Origin of the sequence: Rhodanobacter sp. FW021-MT20 (assembly GCF_041107475.1) — a bacterium.
Lineage (GTDB): Bacteria > Pseudomonadota > Gammaproteobacteria > Xanthomonadales > Rhodanobacteraceae > Rhodanobacter_A > Rhodanobacter_A glycinis.
Genome location: NZ_JBGBPX010000018.1, coordinates 43,456 through 59,751, shown reverse-complemented (window position 1 = coordinate 59,751; position 16,296 = coordinate 43,456). Strand labels below are relative to the sequence as shown.

Below are 16,296 nucleotides of genomic sequence, written 5' to 3'. Positions count from 1 at the left end.
CCATGACTTCTCCCGACCGCGAAGCCGTCGGCACCCGCTTCGACCCGACCCTGATGCGGCGCGCCCGCGAGCAGACCTGGCTGGCACTGCGCGGCATCCAGGCACGCATCCATCCCGGCATCAGCGAAGACGAGGCGCAGGTCGCCGCCGCCGAAGTGTTTCGCGAACTGGGCGTCGAACGGCTGTGGCATCCGCCGTACATCCGCTTCGGACCGAACACCACCAAAACCTATCGCCAGCGCTCTGACCCGGGCGTGCGACTGGGTGAGAACGACATCTGCTTCATCGACCTCGGCCTGGTCTTCGACAGTCACGAGGGCGATGTCGGCGACACTTTCGTGGTCGGTGAGGCGCCGGAACGACAGGCTTGCGCCGACGCCGCCCGCACGCTGTTCCATGACGTCGCCGATGCCTGGCGTACGCAGGGACTGAGCGGCGAAGCCTTGTACGCATTCGCCGAACAGCGCGCACAGGCCATGGGCTGGCGCTTCAACCACGCGATCAAGGGTCACCGCCTCGGCGACTTCCCGCATTCGGTGCACAAGGGCGGCAACCTGGGTGATCTTGAGCACACCCCGTCCAGCGGCCTGTGGGTGCTGGAAATCCAGATCGCGCATCCCAGCGAGCCATTCGGCGCATTCTACGAAGACCTGCTCGAAGCGTGACGCTGGCCCCGGTCGCGCCACGACCACCGCGGCACCGTTGAAAAACCGCCTGCCCAACGGCATGTGACAGTCCTGACCCACACCCTCCGTCTCCACCCGGAACCCCGCTCATGGCCCGCCAGAAACCGCTCAACCTGTACCGCAACATCGGCATCATCGCGCACATCGACGCCGGCAAGACGACGACGACCGAGCGCGTGCTGTATTACACGGGCAAGAAGCACCAGATCATCGACGTACACGACACCAAGGACGGCAAGGGCTCCACCACCACCGACTACATGGAGCAGGAGCGCAAGCGCGGCATCACCATCCAGTCGGCGGCGGTGTCCACCGAGTGGAAGAACCACCGCATCAACGTGATCGACACCCCGGGACACGTGGACTTCACCATCGAGGTGAACCGTTCGCTGCGCGTGCTGGATGGCGCCGTGGTGGTATTCGACGGTGTGGCCGGCGTGGAGCCGCAGACCGAGACCAACTGGCGCCTGGCCGACCAGTACAAGGTGCCGCGCCTGTGCTACGTCAACAAGATGGACCGCATCGGCGCCAGCTTCCAGCACTGCGTGGACGGCATCCGCAACCGCCTGGGTGCCAACGCCGTGCTGTGCCAGGTGCCGCTGGGCAGCCATGACGACTTCATGGGCATGGCCGACCTGATCGCGGGCGTCGGCTACATCTGGCTGGGCGACGACAAGGACAGCAAATGGGAAACCGTTCCGCTGGACGAACTTGCCGCGCATCCGCGCGTGCAGGCGCTGACCAATGGCGCCGACAAGCAGTGGGTGGCCGACCTGGCCAAGCTGCGCGAGCAAAGCATCGAAAGCGCGGTCGAAGCCGACGACGCGGTGATGGATACCTACCTCACCAGCGGCGAAACACCCTCGCTGGAAACACTGAAGAAGTGCATCCGCAAGGGTTGCGTGGCCGGCACGCTGATCCCGGTGCTGTGCGGCTCGTCGTACAAGAACAAGGGCGTGCAGCAATTGCTGGATGCGGTGATCGACTACATGCCCTACCCCGGCGAGAACGGCGGCATTTCGGTGGTCGACGAGGACGGCAACGTCGTCGGCGAGCAGGCGGTGACCGATGATGCACCGGTGCGCGCACTGGCGTTCAAGGTCATCAACGACCCGTTCGGCACCCTCACCTTCACCCGCATCTATTCCGGCGTGATCAGGAAGGGCGACGCGCTGTACAACGTCACCCGCGACAAGAAGGAGCGCATCGGCCGCATCGTCGAAGTGCAGGCCGATCACACCAGGGAGATCGACGAAGTGCGCGCGGGCGACATCTGCGCCTTCGTTTCGCTGAAGGAAACCGAGACCGGCGACTCGCTGACCGATCCGGGCCATCCGGTGCTGCTGGAACGCATGCGCTTCCCTGACCCGGTGATCAGCGTGTCGGTGGAGCCGAAGAGCCGCAACGACGTCGACAAGATGTCCACCGCGCTCTACAAGATGGTCAAGGCCGACCCCTCGCTGAAGATGGAAGTGGACAAGGAAACCGGCGAGACCGTGCTCAAGGGCATGGGCGAGCTGCACCTGGAAATCACCATCGACCGCATGCGCACCGAACTGGGCGTGGAAGCCAACATGGGCAAGCCCAAGGTCAGCTTCCGCGAGGCCTTCGGCAAGAGCGTCGAGCACACCTACACGCACAAGAAACAGTCCGGCGGCTCGGGCCAGTTCGCCGAGGTGAAGATGATTTTCGAGCCGGGCGAGACCGGTTCGGGCGTGGTGTTCTCCGACGAGGTGGTGGGTGGCCGCGTGCCGCGCGAATACATTCCGGCGGTGGAGCATGCGATCCGCACCGAGGCCTTGCAGGGCCAGGTGGCCGGCTATGAAGTGCTGGACTTCAAGGCGCGCCTGATCGACGGCAAGTACCACGATGTCGACTCCTCGGCACTGGCCTTCGAGATCGCCGGCCGCTCCTGCTTCCGCGAGGCGCAGCGACTGTCGAACCCGAAGCTGCTGGAACCGATCATGAGCCTGGAGGTGGTCACCGAGGCCACTTATCTCGGCGACGTGATCGGCGACATCAATCGCCGCCGCGGCACCATCAACGACCAGGGCCAGCGCGGCACGCAGGCCTACGTCGACGGCCACGTGCCGCTGTCGGAAATGTTCGGCTACATCAACTTCCTGCGTTCGGCCACGTCGGGTCGCGGCACCTTCACGATGATCTTCGACCACTACGAGGAAGTGCCTTCGCACATGGTCGAGAAGCTGATGGAAAAAGAGGCCAAGTAGGTCGTGTTCCTTCATCCGCGATGGCACGCGGTGCCGGCGGGATGAAGCAGGCAAAAAGTCGCCCTGCAGTGCACGCCAGATGGCACTGCAGGGCGAGGCACCCATTCATCGGGGCCGAAGGGCCGATGACACACTCGCCCCCAGAGCCATAGGGGCGTGCCGCATGTGCCACGACCACGAGGGTTGTCGGATCAGCGCACCCAGCCCTCGGTTTTCATGATGCGGGCGCCCTCTTCACTGGTCAGGAAACCCACGAACTTCCGGGCCTCGGGGTCGGCATCCGGAGCCAGCACGACATTGACGTCGCGCCAGATGGTTCGCGCCTTGGACAACGGCACCAGGTCCGCCTGCTCCGGATGGGTGATCGGCCAGTCCGGCCAGGTGATCCAGGCATCGGCATGCATGCTGACGAAGGCCTTGTAGGACGCACCGCTGCCCTTGCCGAAGGCGACGATATTCGCGCGGAAGCGCTTGACGTCATCGAGGCTGCCCAGGCGACCGGCAACGTCTTCCCACACGCCTGTCCCGGACGTATTCGCCACGCCGGAACCTTCGGTGACGACGATCTTCATGCCGTTCTTCAGCAGGTCGTCGAAGCCGCGGATGCCCTTGGGGTTGCCCTTCTGCACCGCGATGATCGCGGGACGGATATAGATCGGCATGACATCGCGGGAAGAAAACGTCTTGTAGGTTTCCAGAAAAGCCGTGATGTCCTGCTCGGCGGTGCCCCAGAGGATGTCGGCGTTAGCCTGGACGTTCTTCGTCCAGGTGGGTTCGGGGCCGGCGGTGATGATCACCTGCACGCCGGTTTTCTTCTGGTATGCCGCGGCCACCTTGCGGAAAGCCGTGTCGGGTCCGCCGGCGCCGTACAACCGCACCACGCCGTCCCTGGCGTTGTGCACGATCGTCGGGTCGGGTATCTCGTGCGCCGTTGCCGAAAGGCAGAGTGCCCACGGCAGCACGGCGGCAAGCAAAGCGGGAATGACGGGTTTCATCAACGTTTCCTGATCCGGGTACGGGTATCCCTTGCGGGGCTTTTCAGCGGCCATCGCATGGCCGCGTGGTCAGGAGAGAGACGCCCGGGTCATCTGGTTTATTCCCGCGGCGACGGGTTTTCCCTGTTCCTCCGCGCCGAAACCAGGGCAACGGCGGCCTCAACCGTTGCCGGCGTAGGCCAGGCACCAGCCCTTCGGACTGATATCGCCGGCCACGATGATGCAGCGACCGTCGGCCTTGGGGTCCTTGCCCGGGATGTAGTTGGCGCAGTTCGCACACGCCGACGTGCCCTTCGGGTGATCCTGGTATTGCAACGCCGATTTGGCCGCCGTGCCGGAGGCGGGAGCCGCGTCCGCACGCGCCAAGGCGGGTCGGCCGAGCAGCGGCAAGCTGGCGACCGCACCTGCGGCCACCGCCATGTGCCGCAGCATCAGGCGGCGCGAAATGACGGGGTTGAATGAGTCGGTCATGACCTGGGTTCTCGTGTTCATGGAAAAGTGATGGGCGCGGCAGCCCGCGCGAAGCCGGCTGCCTGCGCCATGGAAACCGGCTCGGCTCAGTCGTTGCCGACGACGGTGAGCCAGAACGGCAACTTGCCATCGGTGGATATCTGCTTCACCACATCGAGGCTGCGGGAATCGATCACCGCTACCTTGTCGGTGCCGGTGACGCCCACGTAGACCCAGCGGCCATCGCGGCTGGCGCGCACGCCATGCGGCCCCTGGCCGACATCGATGCGCTTGACCACCTTGAACGTGGTCGGGTCGATCACGTCCACCACGTGGTCGGCAATCGCCCCGGTGAACACGTAGCGGCCACCGGGGATGACGTCGATGCCGGCGTGGCCCAGACCCACCGGGATCACTGCCAGCTCCTTGCGCGACGGAATGTCGACGACGGCGACCTTGCCGACCAGGTCGCGTACCCACAGGGTCTTTTCGTCGGCGGAAAGATCGAGGTTGTGCGGACCGTGGATGCCCGGCACCGGGATTTCGTCGATCTTCTTCAGCGACTGCATGTCCACCACGGCCACGCCGGTGCCGCCTTGCAGGGTCACGTAGGCGAGCTTGCTGTCCGCGATGAAGCGGATGTTGTGCGGCACCTTGCCGACCGCAATCGACTTGACCAGCTTGCGGGTCGTCATGTCGATCACCGCCACCGTGCCATTGCCCGCGCTGACTGCCATGCCCCAGCGTCCATCCGGGCTGATCGCCACGCCTTGCGGTGTCGGGCCGATGTCGTAAGTGGCCAGCTTCTTGCCGCTGTGTGCGTCCAGCAGATAGGCCTCCGGGCGATCCTTGCTGCTGGCCAGCAGATATTTGCCATCCCGGCTGACGGCGTCGTAGTGGGCGCTGGCCACGCCGCCCCACGTCTTGCCCGACGGCATGTTTTCGACGGCGTTGCCCGCCTGCAAGGTCACGTAGACCGGTGCAGGAAACAGGCTTTCCGGTTCGGCCGCACCGGCGCCAGCGATACCGCCGCCAAGCACCAGCGTCACGGCGCAACAGGTCAGTGTGCGGCGCAAGCCGCCTGTCGTAAGGTTATTGCTCAAACTCATGCCAATTCCTGTCATGTGGGAGGATCTGTTTGCATCCGGTCATGGCGGTCATGAATGTTCGCCGTGAACCGTTCCCGGGCCTTCGACGGTCCGGATTGCACAAGGCAGACGCCCCGCGTCGACATTTATTCCATGGCACGGGGAATAATTCCCGCGCGATAGCGTCTACCCTGCATCTGCCACGCCGCGGGAGGCCTCTCCGGCCATGCTCGAACACGACATCGACGATCAATTGCGCGAGTTGTTGCCGCGCCTGCGCCGCTTTGCGCGCTGGCTGACGCGCGACGCCAACAACGCCGACGACCTGGTCCAGTCGACCCTGGAGCGGGCGCTTTCACGCTGGGAAAGCCGGCGCGACGACACCGCGCTGCGGGCGTGGCTGTTCACCATCGCGTACCGTCTGTTCCTGGATGGCAAGCGCCGCGCGCAGCGCTACGCCAGCATGCTCAGGTTCCTGCACCATGGCAGCGAAGGCGAACAGCCATCGGTGGAACGCGAAGTGATGGCGCAGTCGGCATTGCAGGCGCTGGAACGCCTGCCCGACGAACAGCGGCACCTGCTGCTGTGGGTTTCGGTGGAAGGCCTCAGCTACCGTGAAGTGGCCCAGCTTCTGGACGTGCCCATGGGCACCGTGATGTCGCGCCTGTCACGGGCCCGGGCGGCGTTGCACCGGCTGAGCGATGGCGAAACATTGAAGACACCCGCCCTGCGGTTACTCAAGTGAACGACATGAACGAGACAACCCCGTTTCCCGGCGAAGCCGACATCCACGCGTACATCGACGGCCGCCTGGACGAAGCCGACAGCGCCCGCATGGAGGCGTGGCTGGAGCGCAACCCGGCGCGCGCCAAAGAGATTCGCGGGTGGCAGCAGGATGCCCAGCAGTTGCGCGCCATGCTCGGCGGCCTGCCCGCTTCGACCGGGCAGGCCGCCCTCGACCCGGCGACGATCCGGGCACGACGCCGGCACCGCGTGCGTGCGCGCCTCTCCATGGCCGCGATGCTGGTGCTGGCACTGGGCGTGGGCGCGATCAGTGGCTGGCAGGCGCGGCGCATGACGATGCCGACGGCCGCGGCGCCCATGGCCGATGCACTGCAGGCCTACCGCATGTTCGCGCTGAACCGGCACGTCAACCTCGATGTGACGCAGCAGCATGCCGGCGAGCTGCAAGGCTGGCTGGACCAGCACTTCCGCAACGCGGCGCGACTGCCCAACCTGGCGGACTCCGGCTTTCGCCCCGTCGGCGGCCGCCTACTGGCGACCGACAACGGGCCCGCCGCGATGGTGCTGTACGAAGATCGCCAGGGCGATGCCATCAGTTTCTACATCCGGCCGCCGTCGCCCAACACCGGCACCTTGCGGCGCGGGCAGCGGCGCGAAGGGCAACTGGTCGCGTCGTACTGGTCCGGCAACGGCTACAACTACGCCCTGGTCAGCCACGACGACGCCTCCGACATGCGTGCCATCCGCGATGCATCACGGCCCTCGGCCATTTGACGCGACACAAGGCCACGGTCCGATTCACGGTAGAATGAGCGGTTCGCATACAGCTGCCTGACCGTATCCCATGCCCTCCCATCTGCAAGAAACCCGCCGCCGCCGCACCTTCGCCATCGTCAGCCATCCCGACGCGGGCAAGACCACGCTGACCGAAAAGCTGCTGCTGTTCGGCGGCGCGATCCAGATGGCCGGCAGCGTGAAGGGCCGCAAGGCGGCACGCCACGCCACCTCGGACTGGATGGCGCTGGAAAAGGAACGCGGCATCTCGGTCACCTCGTCGGTGATGCAGTTCCCGTACGAAGGCAAGATCGTCAACCTGCTCGATACGCCGGGACACGCGGACTTCTCCGAAGACACCTACCGCGTGCTGACCGCGGTCGATTCGGCACTGATGGTGATCGACTGCGCCAAGGGCGTGGAGGAACGCACGATCAAGCTGATGGAAGTCTGCCGGCTGCGTGACACGCCGATCATGACCTTCATCAACAAGCTCGACCGCGAGGGCCGCTCGCCGATCGAACTGCTGGACGAAGTGGAGTCGGTGCTCGGCATCGCCTGCGCGCCGCTGACCTGGCCGATCGGCATGGGCAAGCGCCTGAAAGGCGTCTACCACCTGCTGCTGGACGAAGTGCACGTGTTCGAGCAGGGCAAGAATTTCACCCGGCAGGATTCGACCATCTTCAAGGGTCTGGATGCACCGGGACTGGAAGCGGCCGTCGGCGCCGCGGCACTGGCCGAGCTGCGCGAGGAACTGGAGCTGGTGCAGGGCGCCGCGCCCTCGTTCGACCAGGACGAATACCTGGCCGGCAAGCTCACCCCGGTGTTTTTCGGCTCAGCTGTGAACAACTTCGGCGTGCAGCTGCTGCTGGACTTCTTCGTCGAGCATGCCCCCGCGCCGCGCCCTCGCACCACCACCTCGCGCGAAGTGCAGCCGGACGAGGAAAAGCTCAGCGGCTTCGTGTTCAAGATCCAGGCCAACATGGACCCCGCGCACCGCGACCGCGTGGCCTTCATGCGCGTGTGTTCGGGTACCTATACCGCCGGCATGAAGATGATCCAGACCCGCACCGGCAAGGACGTGCGCATCGCCAACGCGCTCACCTTCATGGCATCTGATCGCGAGATCGTGGAAAGCGCCTATCCGGGCGACGTGATCGGCCTGCACAACCACGGCACCATTTCCATCGGCGACACCTTCACCGAAGGCGAAGCCGTGAGCTTCACCGGCATTCCCAACTTCGCGCCCGAGTTGTTCCGCCGCGCACGCCTGCGCGACCCGCTGAAGATGAAGGCGTTGCAGAAGGGCCTGGCCCAGCTGTCCGAGGAAGGCGCCACGCAGTTCTTCCGTCCGCTGATGTCGAACGACCTGATCCTGGGCGCTGTCGGCGTGCTGCAGTTCGACGTGGTCGCCTACCGGCTGAAAGACGAATACGGCGTGGACGCCACGTTCGAGCCGGTCAGCGTGACCACCGCGCGCTGGGTGCACTGCGACGACGAGAAGAAGCTGGAAGAATTCCGCGAGAAGAACGCGATGAATCTGGCGCTGGATGCGGCCGGCGAACTGGTCTACATCGCCCCGACCCGGGTCAACCTGCAACTGGCGCAGGAGCGCTGGCCGCAGGTGCGCTTCGCCGCCACGCGCGAACATGCGGCGGCCGTCGAGGTTTGATGTCCGGCCCCTCCCTGCTCGCCGGGGAGGGCCGAAGACCCTGCTCCGAACCTTGCAGGATCGTCATCCCGGCGACTGCCCACTGCTGTCCGGAATAATTTCGAATACCTGCAGTCGTGCGGTGGCATATGCCGAAATCGGTTTTTGCCCGTCATTCCGGCGCAGGCCGGAATCCAGTAGCCGTATGGCTAGGACAGGCGTGATCGCTACTGGATCCCGGCCTGCGCCGGGATGACGAGCCGGAGAGGGGGTCGCTGCCAGAAATGGAATCGCCCCCTTGTTGCATCTCGCGCAAGCGGCGCGGGTATTCACTCTCGAAGGACATCCCAGGATTATTCCGGACAGCAGTGGGCGAAGGCCGGAATGACGAGTTCTCGGCCGTGTCGCCAAAGTCCGGAGCATCGGGTCGGAAAGGGGCCAAAGCAGCCTCGCGGCAAGTCCGCCGTTCTTCCGGCTGCACCCTGCTGCGGGAGCGATGGCTGCCATGCTGATAATCTGCCGGTTTTCCACGGAAGCGCCGCCATGTCCGCAGCAGCCATTGCCTTTTCCACCCCAGCCGACGCCCCGCGCTGGCAGCGCTGGCTGGTGTTCTCGCCGGGTGCGCGCATCGTGTTCTTCGCCGTCACGATGGCGATCCTCGGCTTTGCCGCGCATGCCGTCGTTGCATCGTTGGGATGGACGGCCAAGACTGCCGGCCCCCTGCACTTCGCACTCGCCCTGCTTGCGGTGGAATTGCTGCCCGCGCTGATCGCCTACGCCATTCTGGTGAAGGCGATCGAGCGGCGGCGCCTTCGCGAACTGGCCTTGCGCGATGTTCCCACGTTCGGGCTGGGCGGTTTCGCGGGTGGGCTGGTTCTTTTCAGTGCGGTGGTCGGCCTGCTGTGGCTGCTGGGCAGCTATCACGTACTGGGCACGAACCCCCATGCCGACTGGCTGCCGCAAGTGCTGGTGGCCGGCATCGGCGCCGGCATCGCCGAGGAAATCATCACGCGCGGCGTACTGTTCCGCGTGGCCGAGGAAGGTCTGGGCAGCGGCTGGGCGCTGCTGATCTCGGCCGTGTTCTTCGGTGCCGCGCACATTGCCAACCCCGGCGCCACGCTGTGGAGTTCGGCGGCCATCGCGATCGAGGCCGGGATACTGCTGGCCCTGCTCTATCTGGTCACGCGCTCGCTGTGGACCTGCATCGGCCTGCACGCAGCCTGGAATATCGCGCAGGGCACGATCTATGGCATCCCGGTGTCCGGCACCCACGCCGATGGCTGGCTGGTCTCCAGCCGCAGCGGCCCGGACTGGCTGAGTGGCGGCGCGTTCGGCGCCGAAGCCTCCGTGGTGGCGCTGGCCCTGTGTTCGCTTTGCTCGGTGGCACTGCTGGTGGTGGCGTGGCGCCGGCGTCTGTTCGTGCCGCCGTGCTGGCGCCGCCGCTGAGTGCCCCAGGAACGTGACGCAGCGGCACGGGCCAGGGGCATCGGCAGATGACGATCAAGCTACCGCCATCACATCCAGCTCGCTAATCTGGCCTCGTTGCGCATCTGCCTGCGCCCGATCCTACCGACTGGAATCCGCATGACCGCCGCTCCGACACCCCGGCAATCCGTGAGGAAATACTCCTGGCTGGCCCACTTGCCGATCAGCCGGAAAATCCTGCTCGGGATCGTGCTGCTGCTCGGGCTGTTCCTCATCGCCAGTTCCATCACGCTGTATACCCAGAACCAGCAGGAAACCAGCCGGCGCTGGACCGATCACGGCTATCACGTGCAACTGGCCATCGCCCGGCAACAGCGCAACCTGCAATCCAGCCAACTGGGCTTGCGCGGATACCTGCTCTCGCTCCGGCCCAGCGAGCTGGATCAGTTCAACACGGGCATGCAGCAACTGGATGCGCAGGTTCCCGTGCTGCGCCAGCTGACTATCGACAACCCCTTGCAGCAATCCCGCCTCGACCGCTTCGAGTCGATGCTGGCCCAATGGCACAAGGAGGCCGAGGAGAAGGTCATCCTGCCGCTGGGCAAACTGGCGAATGTCGACCCCAGACAGGCCGCCGAACAGAGCGACATCATCGGGGACGATTACTTCGCGCACCGCAGCGTGAGCATGCAGGACATCAGCCACGTGCTGGCGCAGATGAATGCCACCGAACGGACCCTGCTCGACCAGCGCAGCACGCATCTGCACCACATGCTGCTGGTCAACCGGCTGCTGAACGGCATCTTCGCCCTGCTCAGCCTGGCGCTCGGGCTGATGGTGATCTCGCTGACCTCGCGCCTGGTCACCCATCCGTTGCGGCGCATCACCAACCAGATGAATCGGCTGGCCGCGCACGATTACGGCATCGAGATCCGCAGCGTCGACCGGCGCGACGAGATCGGCGAAATTGCCCGCGCGCTGCAGGTGTTCAAGCAGATGGCGATCGAGACTGCCGAACAGAACTGGCTGAAGGGGCGCATCGGCGAGGTCTCCCTGCAGCTGCAGGAAGCCACGACCCATCGCGAATTCGGCCAGCGGCTGACCTCCGAACTGTCGCGCCTGCTGCAGCTCGGCATCAGCCTTTTCTATGGCTACGACGCTGACCGCCAGCGTCTGGACCTGCTCGGCAGTTACGGCCTGCGCATGGATATCCAGGCTGGCGTCCGTTACGTCCCCGGCGAAGGCCTGGTCGGCCAGTGCGCGCTGGACCACCAGCCGATCCAGCTCGACCAGGTGCCCGAGGACTACCTGCGCATCGACTCGCGCAGCGGAGCCGCGCTGCCGCACTGCGTCACGATCCTGCCGGTGCTGCTGCGCGAGCAACTGGTCGGCGTGCTGGAACTGGCCAGCTTCGCGCCACTGACCAGCCTGCAACGAGAATTGCTGGATGCCCTGCTGCCGCTGATGGCGCTGACCCTGGAAAACCTCAACCGGGCCGTCAGCACCCAGGAGCTGCTGGAGCAGACCCGCGAGCAGGCCGACGACCTGCGTGTCTCCGGCATCACCCTGCGCCAGCAACAGGAAGCGCTGACCGAAAGCAACGAGTCGCTGCAGCGCAAGACCATGGAGCTGGAAGAGCAGTCGCAGCGCCTGCTCGCCTCGGAAGAGGAACTGCGCGTGCAGGCCGATGAGCTGCAGGCATCCAACGAGGAACTGCGGCTGAAAACCGACACGCTCCGCGAACAGAAGCGCACCTTGCAAACCCTGCAGCGCGACACCGAGGAAAAGGCCGCCGAACTGGCGCGCGCAAGCCAGTACAAGAGCGAGTTCCTCGCCAACATGTCGCACGAACTGCGCACGCCGCTGAACAGCCTGCTGATCCTCTCGCGCAGCCTGGCCGACAACCGCGACGGCAACCTGGACGACGAGCAGGTGGAGTCGGCACGCATCATCAACGATGCCGGCACCAGCCTGCTGCGACTGATCAACGACATCCTCGACCTGTCCAAGATCGAGGCCGGCAAGATGGAACTGTCCACCGTCGATTACCCGCTGGCACAACTGGCGCAAAGCCTGCGCCGCAATTTCGACCACGTGGCGCGCGACAAGCAGGTGGCCTACGAGGTCGTGCTTCAAGCCGGGCTGCCGGAACAGATCCACACCGATCCGGGCAAACTGGAACAGATCGCCAACAACCTGCTTTCCAACGCATTCAAGTTCACGTCGCACGGCACGGTCCGGGCTGTCATCGGTCGCCCCGCGGCCGAGCTGCCGGTACCCGCGGCCCTGCTCGGCCAATCCCTGCTGGCCATCAGCGTGCAGGACGGCGGCATCGGCATTCCCGAAGACAAGCAGCAGCGCATCTTCAACGCCTTCGAACAGGTGGATGCCAGCACCAGTCGCCACTACGGCGGCACCGGGCTGGGCTTGTCCATCTCGCGGCAGATGGCCGAACTGCTCGGCGGCGACGTGGTGTTGCAGAGCCAAATCGGCACAGGCAGCACCTTCACCCTGCTGCTGCCCGAACGCGCGCCCGCGAACGCGGCGACGAAACCGCCGGAACCTGTAGCCATGCGGCGCCCCGTCGCCATCCCCGCGATGCCGACACAGAACATCGGCGACGATCGCGAACACATCGCGCCCGGCGACAGCATCATCCTGGTGGTGGAGGACGACCTGGCCTATGCGCGCATCCTCGCCGGCATGGCACGGCAGAAGAACTATCGCGTGCTGCATGCCGCGGACGGCGAGAGCGCGCTGGAACTGGCGCGGCGCTTCCGCCCACTCGGCATCCTGCTCGACGTGATGTTGCCTGGCATGGACGGCTGGACCGTGATCGAACGGCTGAAGGCCGAGCCGGCCACCCGGCACATTCCCGTGCACTTCCTGTCCGCCATCGACGAGACCGAGCGCAGCCGCGAGCTCGGCGCGGTCGGCTTCCTGACCAAGCCGGTCAGTCGCGAGGCACTCGACGGCGCCTTCGAGCGCCTGCTGCATTTCGCCGAAGGGCGCCCGCGCCGCCTGCTGGTGGTGGATGACGAGGCCGATGCACGCAGCGCCGTGCGCAGCCTGCTGCGCCAGGACGACGTCAGCATCGACGAGGCCGGCTCGGCCGAGGAAGCCCTGCAGAAAATCGCCGCCACCGGGTACGACTGCATCGTGCTCGACCTCGGCCTGCCCGGCATGTCCGGCCTGGAGCTGCTGCAACAGCTCGCGCGCGAAGGCAGCGTGCCGCCCGTGGTGGTGTACTCCGGGCGCGAGCTCAGCCGCGAGGAAAACCTCGCACTGCGCCAGTACACCGACAGCATCGTGATCAAGGGTGTGCGTTCGCCCGAACGCCTGCTCGACGAAGTGAGCCTGTTCCTGCACAGCATCCACCGCGCCCCCGAAGGCGCGTCGACCAGTCCAGCCACGGATGACGAACTGAAGGGCCGCCACGTGCTGGTCGTCGATGATGACATGCGCAACCTGTTCGCGTTGGCGAAGGTGCTGCGCGACTGGGGCATCCAGGTCAGCATGGCGCAGGACGCGCCCAAGGCGCTGGCCCAGCTCGACGAGAACGACGCACTGGAACTGGTGCTGATGGACATCATGATGCCGGGCATGGACGGCTACGAGGCGATCCGCACCCTCCGCGCCAAGCCCCGCTTCGCGCAGTTGCCGGTCATCGCGCTCACCGCCAAGGCGATGCGCGGCGATCGCGAGAAATGCCTGGAAGCCGGCGCCAACGATTACCTGTCCAAACCGATCGACATCGACAAGCTCGCCTCGATGATCCGCGTCTGGTTGCGCCGCTGAGCCCGCATGGATCCGAGCTCCCCTAGCCATGACGACATCGACGAGGCCACGCTCACCGACATCGAGCTGGAACTGTTCGTGCGCGCGATGCAGCGCCGCCACGGCTACGACTTCAGCCAGTACGCACCGGCCTCGTTGCTGCGCCGCGTGCGCCAGCTGGCCAACAGCCTCGAATGCGGCACGATCAGCGGACTGACCAGCCGCACCCTGCACCAGCCGGAACTGCTGCCCCGCGTGCTGGAAGGACTGTCGGTACCGGTCTCGGACATGTTCCGCGACCCACGCGTCTTTCGCGCGCTGCGCGAGCAGGTCTTGCCCGTACTGGCATCGTACCCGCGCATCGACATCTGGCAGGCCGGCTGCGCGCATGGCGAAGAGGTCTATTCGCTGGCCATCCTGCTGGAAGAAGCCGGGCTGTACGAACGCAGCCACATCTTCGCCACCGACCTCAGCACACGCGCCCTGCAGCATGCGCAGGAAGGCATCTACCCGGCACGCGAGGCGCAGCAGTGGTCGCGCAACTACATCGCCACCGGCGGCACGCGCTCGTTCGCCGACTACTACAGCGTGCGCTACAACCTGCTCAAGATCGACAAGCGCCTGCGCCGGAATGTCACCTTCGCCCAGCACAACCTGGTTTCCGACAAGGTGTTCTGCGAGGCGCACCTGGTGCTGTGCCGGAACGTGCTGATCTATTTTTCCAACCCACTGCAAAGCCACGCCCTGGCCTTGTTCCGCGACAGCCTGGTGCGTGGCGGCTTTCTGTGCCTCGGCTTGCGCGAAAGCACCGACTTCGCCACCACTGCGGCGGATTTCGACCCGTTCGACGAACCGCAGCGCATCTACCGGCGATCCATTCATCCGACCGCAGGAAGCAAGGCATGACGGTGACCGCCATCGTGGTGGGGTGCTCGGCGGGCGGCGTGACGGCCCTGCAAACCCTGCTCGGCGGGCTGGATCCCCACCTGGCGCAAGCCCTCGTGGTGTGCTGCCACCGCAGTGCGGACGATTCCGCCAACCTGGCCGGGGTGCTGGCCCGCTCCTCGCGGCTGCCGGTGGTCGAGGCCGCGGAACGCGAACCGGCGCGCGGCGGCGTGGTGCATCTGGCGCCACCGGGATACCATTTGCTCATGGAAAGCGACAATCGCTTTGCGCTCTCGGTCGACCCGCACGTGTCACACGCACGGCCGTCGATCGACGTGCTGTTCTGCTCCGCCGCACAGGCGTGGCGTGCCGGCCTCGTCGGCGTGGTGCTGACCGGTGCCAACACCGATGGCGCCGAAGGCCTGCGCCTGATCCGCCGCTACGGTGGCATCGCCATCGTGCAATCACCCGCCAGCGCACAGGCGCCGGCCATGCCGCAGGCTGCCCTCGACCTGGCGGGCGCCGACCACTGCGTGCCGCTGGAGGCCATTCCGGCGCTGCTCAACCGCCTGTGCCTGGCATGAACCCAAGCCGCCCCAAGATCCTCGTCGTCGACGATACCCACGCCAACCTGGTGGCGATGCGCCGACTGCTGGCCGGCTTCGATGCCGAACTGGTCGAGGCAGACAGCGGCAACCAGGCACTGGCGCTGTGCCTCGACCACGAATTCGCGCTGATCCTGCTCGACGTCAACATGCCCGGGATGGACGGCTTCGAAGTGGCGGCCCTGCTCGGCGAAACCGACCAGCTCAAGGGCACGCCGATCATCTTCGTCACCGCCGCCTACGCCGACGACCTCAATCGCCTGCACGGCTATCGTTCCGGTGCGGTGGACTACATCGCCAAGCCGATCAACGACGCCATCCTGCAATCGAAGGTACGCGTATTCCTGGAGTTGTACGCCGCGCGCATGCAATTGCAGCAAGCACTGGACGAGCTGGCCGAGCGCAATACGCAACTGAACATCGAGATCGCCGAGCGCGAACGCGCCGAGGCCAAGGTGCGCCACCAGGCCACCCACGACATGCTGACCGGCCTGCCGAACCGGGCGTTGTTCCATGATCGCCTGCAAGCGGCCATGCAGCGCGGCGCGCGCCATGACAGCGGCTTTGCACTGGCGATGCTGGACATCGACGGCTTCAAGGCGGTCAACGATACCTGGGGACATCCGGCCGGCGATGCGCTGCTGCGCTCGATTGCCGCCCGGCTGGGCAGTCATGTGCGGGCGAACGATACGGTGGCGCGCCTCGGCGGCGACGAATTCGCGCTGATCCTCGAAGAGGTGGGCGACGTACCGCTGCTGATGGAACGCTGCCAGCATCTGTGCGACATGCTGGCGCTGCCTTATCCGCTGGAAACCGGCCAGCGTGAATTCGTGGCCACCGTCAGTGCCAGCATCGGCATCGCGTTGTGGAACGGCGCCGTGGATGCGGAGGAATCGCTGATCCAGGCCGCCGACCGTGCACTCTACGAAGCCAAGGGCAGCGGCAAGAACCGCTGCGTGCTGTCCAGCCAGGAAAGCTGACAGCG

At 65.7% G+C, this 16,296-nt stretch carries 13 protein-coding genes; 10 read left to right on the top strand and 3 right to left on the bottom strand.

Annotation, left to right across the window (positions count from 1 at the left end; all coding sequences use genetic code 11):
• Positions 1–2: 2 nt before the first annotated feature.
• Together AB7849_RS16385 and fusA are read left to right on the top strand one after the other, a co-directional pair.
• Positions 3–665 carry a M24 family metallopeptidase gene (locus AB7849_RS16385; protein WP_008209584.1) on the top strand — a complete coding sequence of 221 codons (663 nt, stop codon included), beginning with the start codon at positions 3–5 and terminating at the stop codon, positions 663–665.
• A gap of 110 nt (positions 666–775) precedes the next feature.
• Positions 776–2,917 carry an elongation factor G gene (gene fusA / locus AB7849_RS16380; protein ID WP_369501398.1) on the top strand — a complete coding sequence of 714 codons (2,142 nt, stop codon included), beginning with the start codon at positions 776–778 and terminating at the stop codon, positions 2,915–2,917.
• 191 nt (positions 2,918–3,108) lie between these two features.
• On the opposite strand, the gene AB7849_RS16375 is transcribed toward fusA, so the two are convergent.
• From AB7849_RS16375 to AB7849_RS16365, 3 genes are all read right to left on the bottom strand, one after another.
• Positions 3,109–3,912 (bottom strand): extracellular solute-binding protein, encoded by an 804-nt coding sequence (locus tag AB7849_RS16375; protein ID WP_008209586.1) that lies wholly within the window; start codon positions 3,910–3,912, stop codon positions 3,109–3,111.
• Positions 3,913–4,071: 159 nt separating this feature from the next.
• Positions 4,072–4,383: a high-potential iron-sulfur protein gene (locus AB7849_RS16370; RefSeq protein ID WP_008209587.1), complete on the bottom strand. Its 312-nt coding sequence runs from the start codon at positions 4,381–4,383 to the stop codon at positions 4,072–4,074.
• A gap of 86 nt (positions 4,384–4,469) precedes the next feature.
• A complete protein-coding gene (locus AB7849_RS16365) occupies positions 4,470–5,471 on the bottom strand; it encodes a cytochrome D1 domain-containing protein (RefSeq protein ID WP_157618042.1) in 1,002 nt (333 codons plus the stop codon).
• Positions 5,472–5,676: 205 nt separating this feature from the next.
• Between AB7849_RS16365 and AB7849_RS16360 the strand changes: the two genes are divergently transcribed.
• The 8 genes from AB7849_RS16360 to AB7849_RS16325 all read left to right on the top strand — a co-directional run bounded on the left by AB7849_RS16360 (position 5,677) and on the right by AB7849_RS16325 (position 16,291).
• Positions 5,677–6,195 (top strand): RNA polymerase sigma factor, encoded by a 519-nt coding sequence (locus AB7849_RS16360; protein WP_008209590.1) that lies wholly within the window; start codon positions 5,677–5,679, stop codon positions 6,193–6,195.
• 5 nt (positions 6,196–6,200) lie between these two features.
• Positions 6,201–6,968 (top strand): anti-sigma factor family protein, encoded by a 768-nt coding sequence (locus AB7849_RS16355; protein ID WP_147626425.1) that lies wholly within the window; start codon positions 6,201–6,203, stop codon positions 6,966–6,968.
• Between the two features lie 70 nt (positions 6,969–7,038).
• Positions 7,039–8,640, top strand: a complete 1,602-nt coding sequence (locus AB7849_RS16350; protein ID WP_008207929.1) for a peptide chain release factor 3 — start codon at positions 7,039–7,041, stop codon at positions 8,638–8,640.
• Positions 8,641–9,162: 522 nt separating this feature from the next.
• The gene (locus tag AB7849_RS16345) at positions 9,163–10,065 is read left to right on the top strand and encodes a CPBP family intramembrane glutamic endopeptidase (RefSeq protein WP_008215778.1); all 903 of its coding nucleotides are present in this window, start codon (positions 9,163–9,165) and stop codon (positions 10,063–10,065) included.
• A 138-nt stretch (positions 10,066–10,203) separates the two neighbouring features.
• Complete coding sequence (locus tag AB7849_RS16340) at positions 10,204–13,842, top strand: response regulator (RefSeq protein WP_369501397.1); 3,639 nt, start codon at positions 10,204–10,206, stop codon at positions 13,840–13,842.
• Positions 13,843–13,848: 6 nt separating this feature from the next.
• A complete protein-coding gene (locus tag AB7849_RS16335) occupies positions 13,849–14,727 on the top strand; it encodes a CheR family methyltransferase (protein WP_008215781.1) in 879 nt (292 codons plus the stop codon).
• Positions 14,724–15,290 carry a chemotaxis protein CheB gene (locus tag AB7849_RS16330; protein ID WP_147626422.1) on the top strand — a complete coding sequence of 189 codons (567 nt, stop codon included), beginning with the start codon at positions 14,724–14,726 and terminating at the stop codon, positions 15,288–15,290. Before AB7849_RS16335 ends, AB7849_RS16330 begins: the two co-directional genes overlap by 4 nt.
• A complete protein-coding gene (locus AB7849_RS16325) occupies positions 15,287–16,291 on the top strand; it encodes a diguanylate cyclase domain-containing protein (RefSeq protein ID WP_092703788.1) in 1,005 nt (334 codons plus the stop codon). Before AB7849_RS16330 ends, AB7849_RS16325 begins: the two co-directional genes overlap by 4 nt.
• The last annotated feature ends 5 nt before the right edge of the window (positions 16,292–16,296 follow it).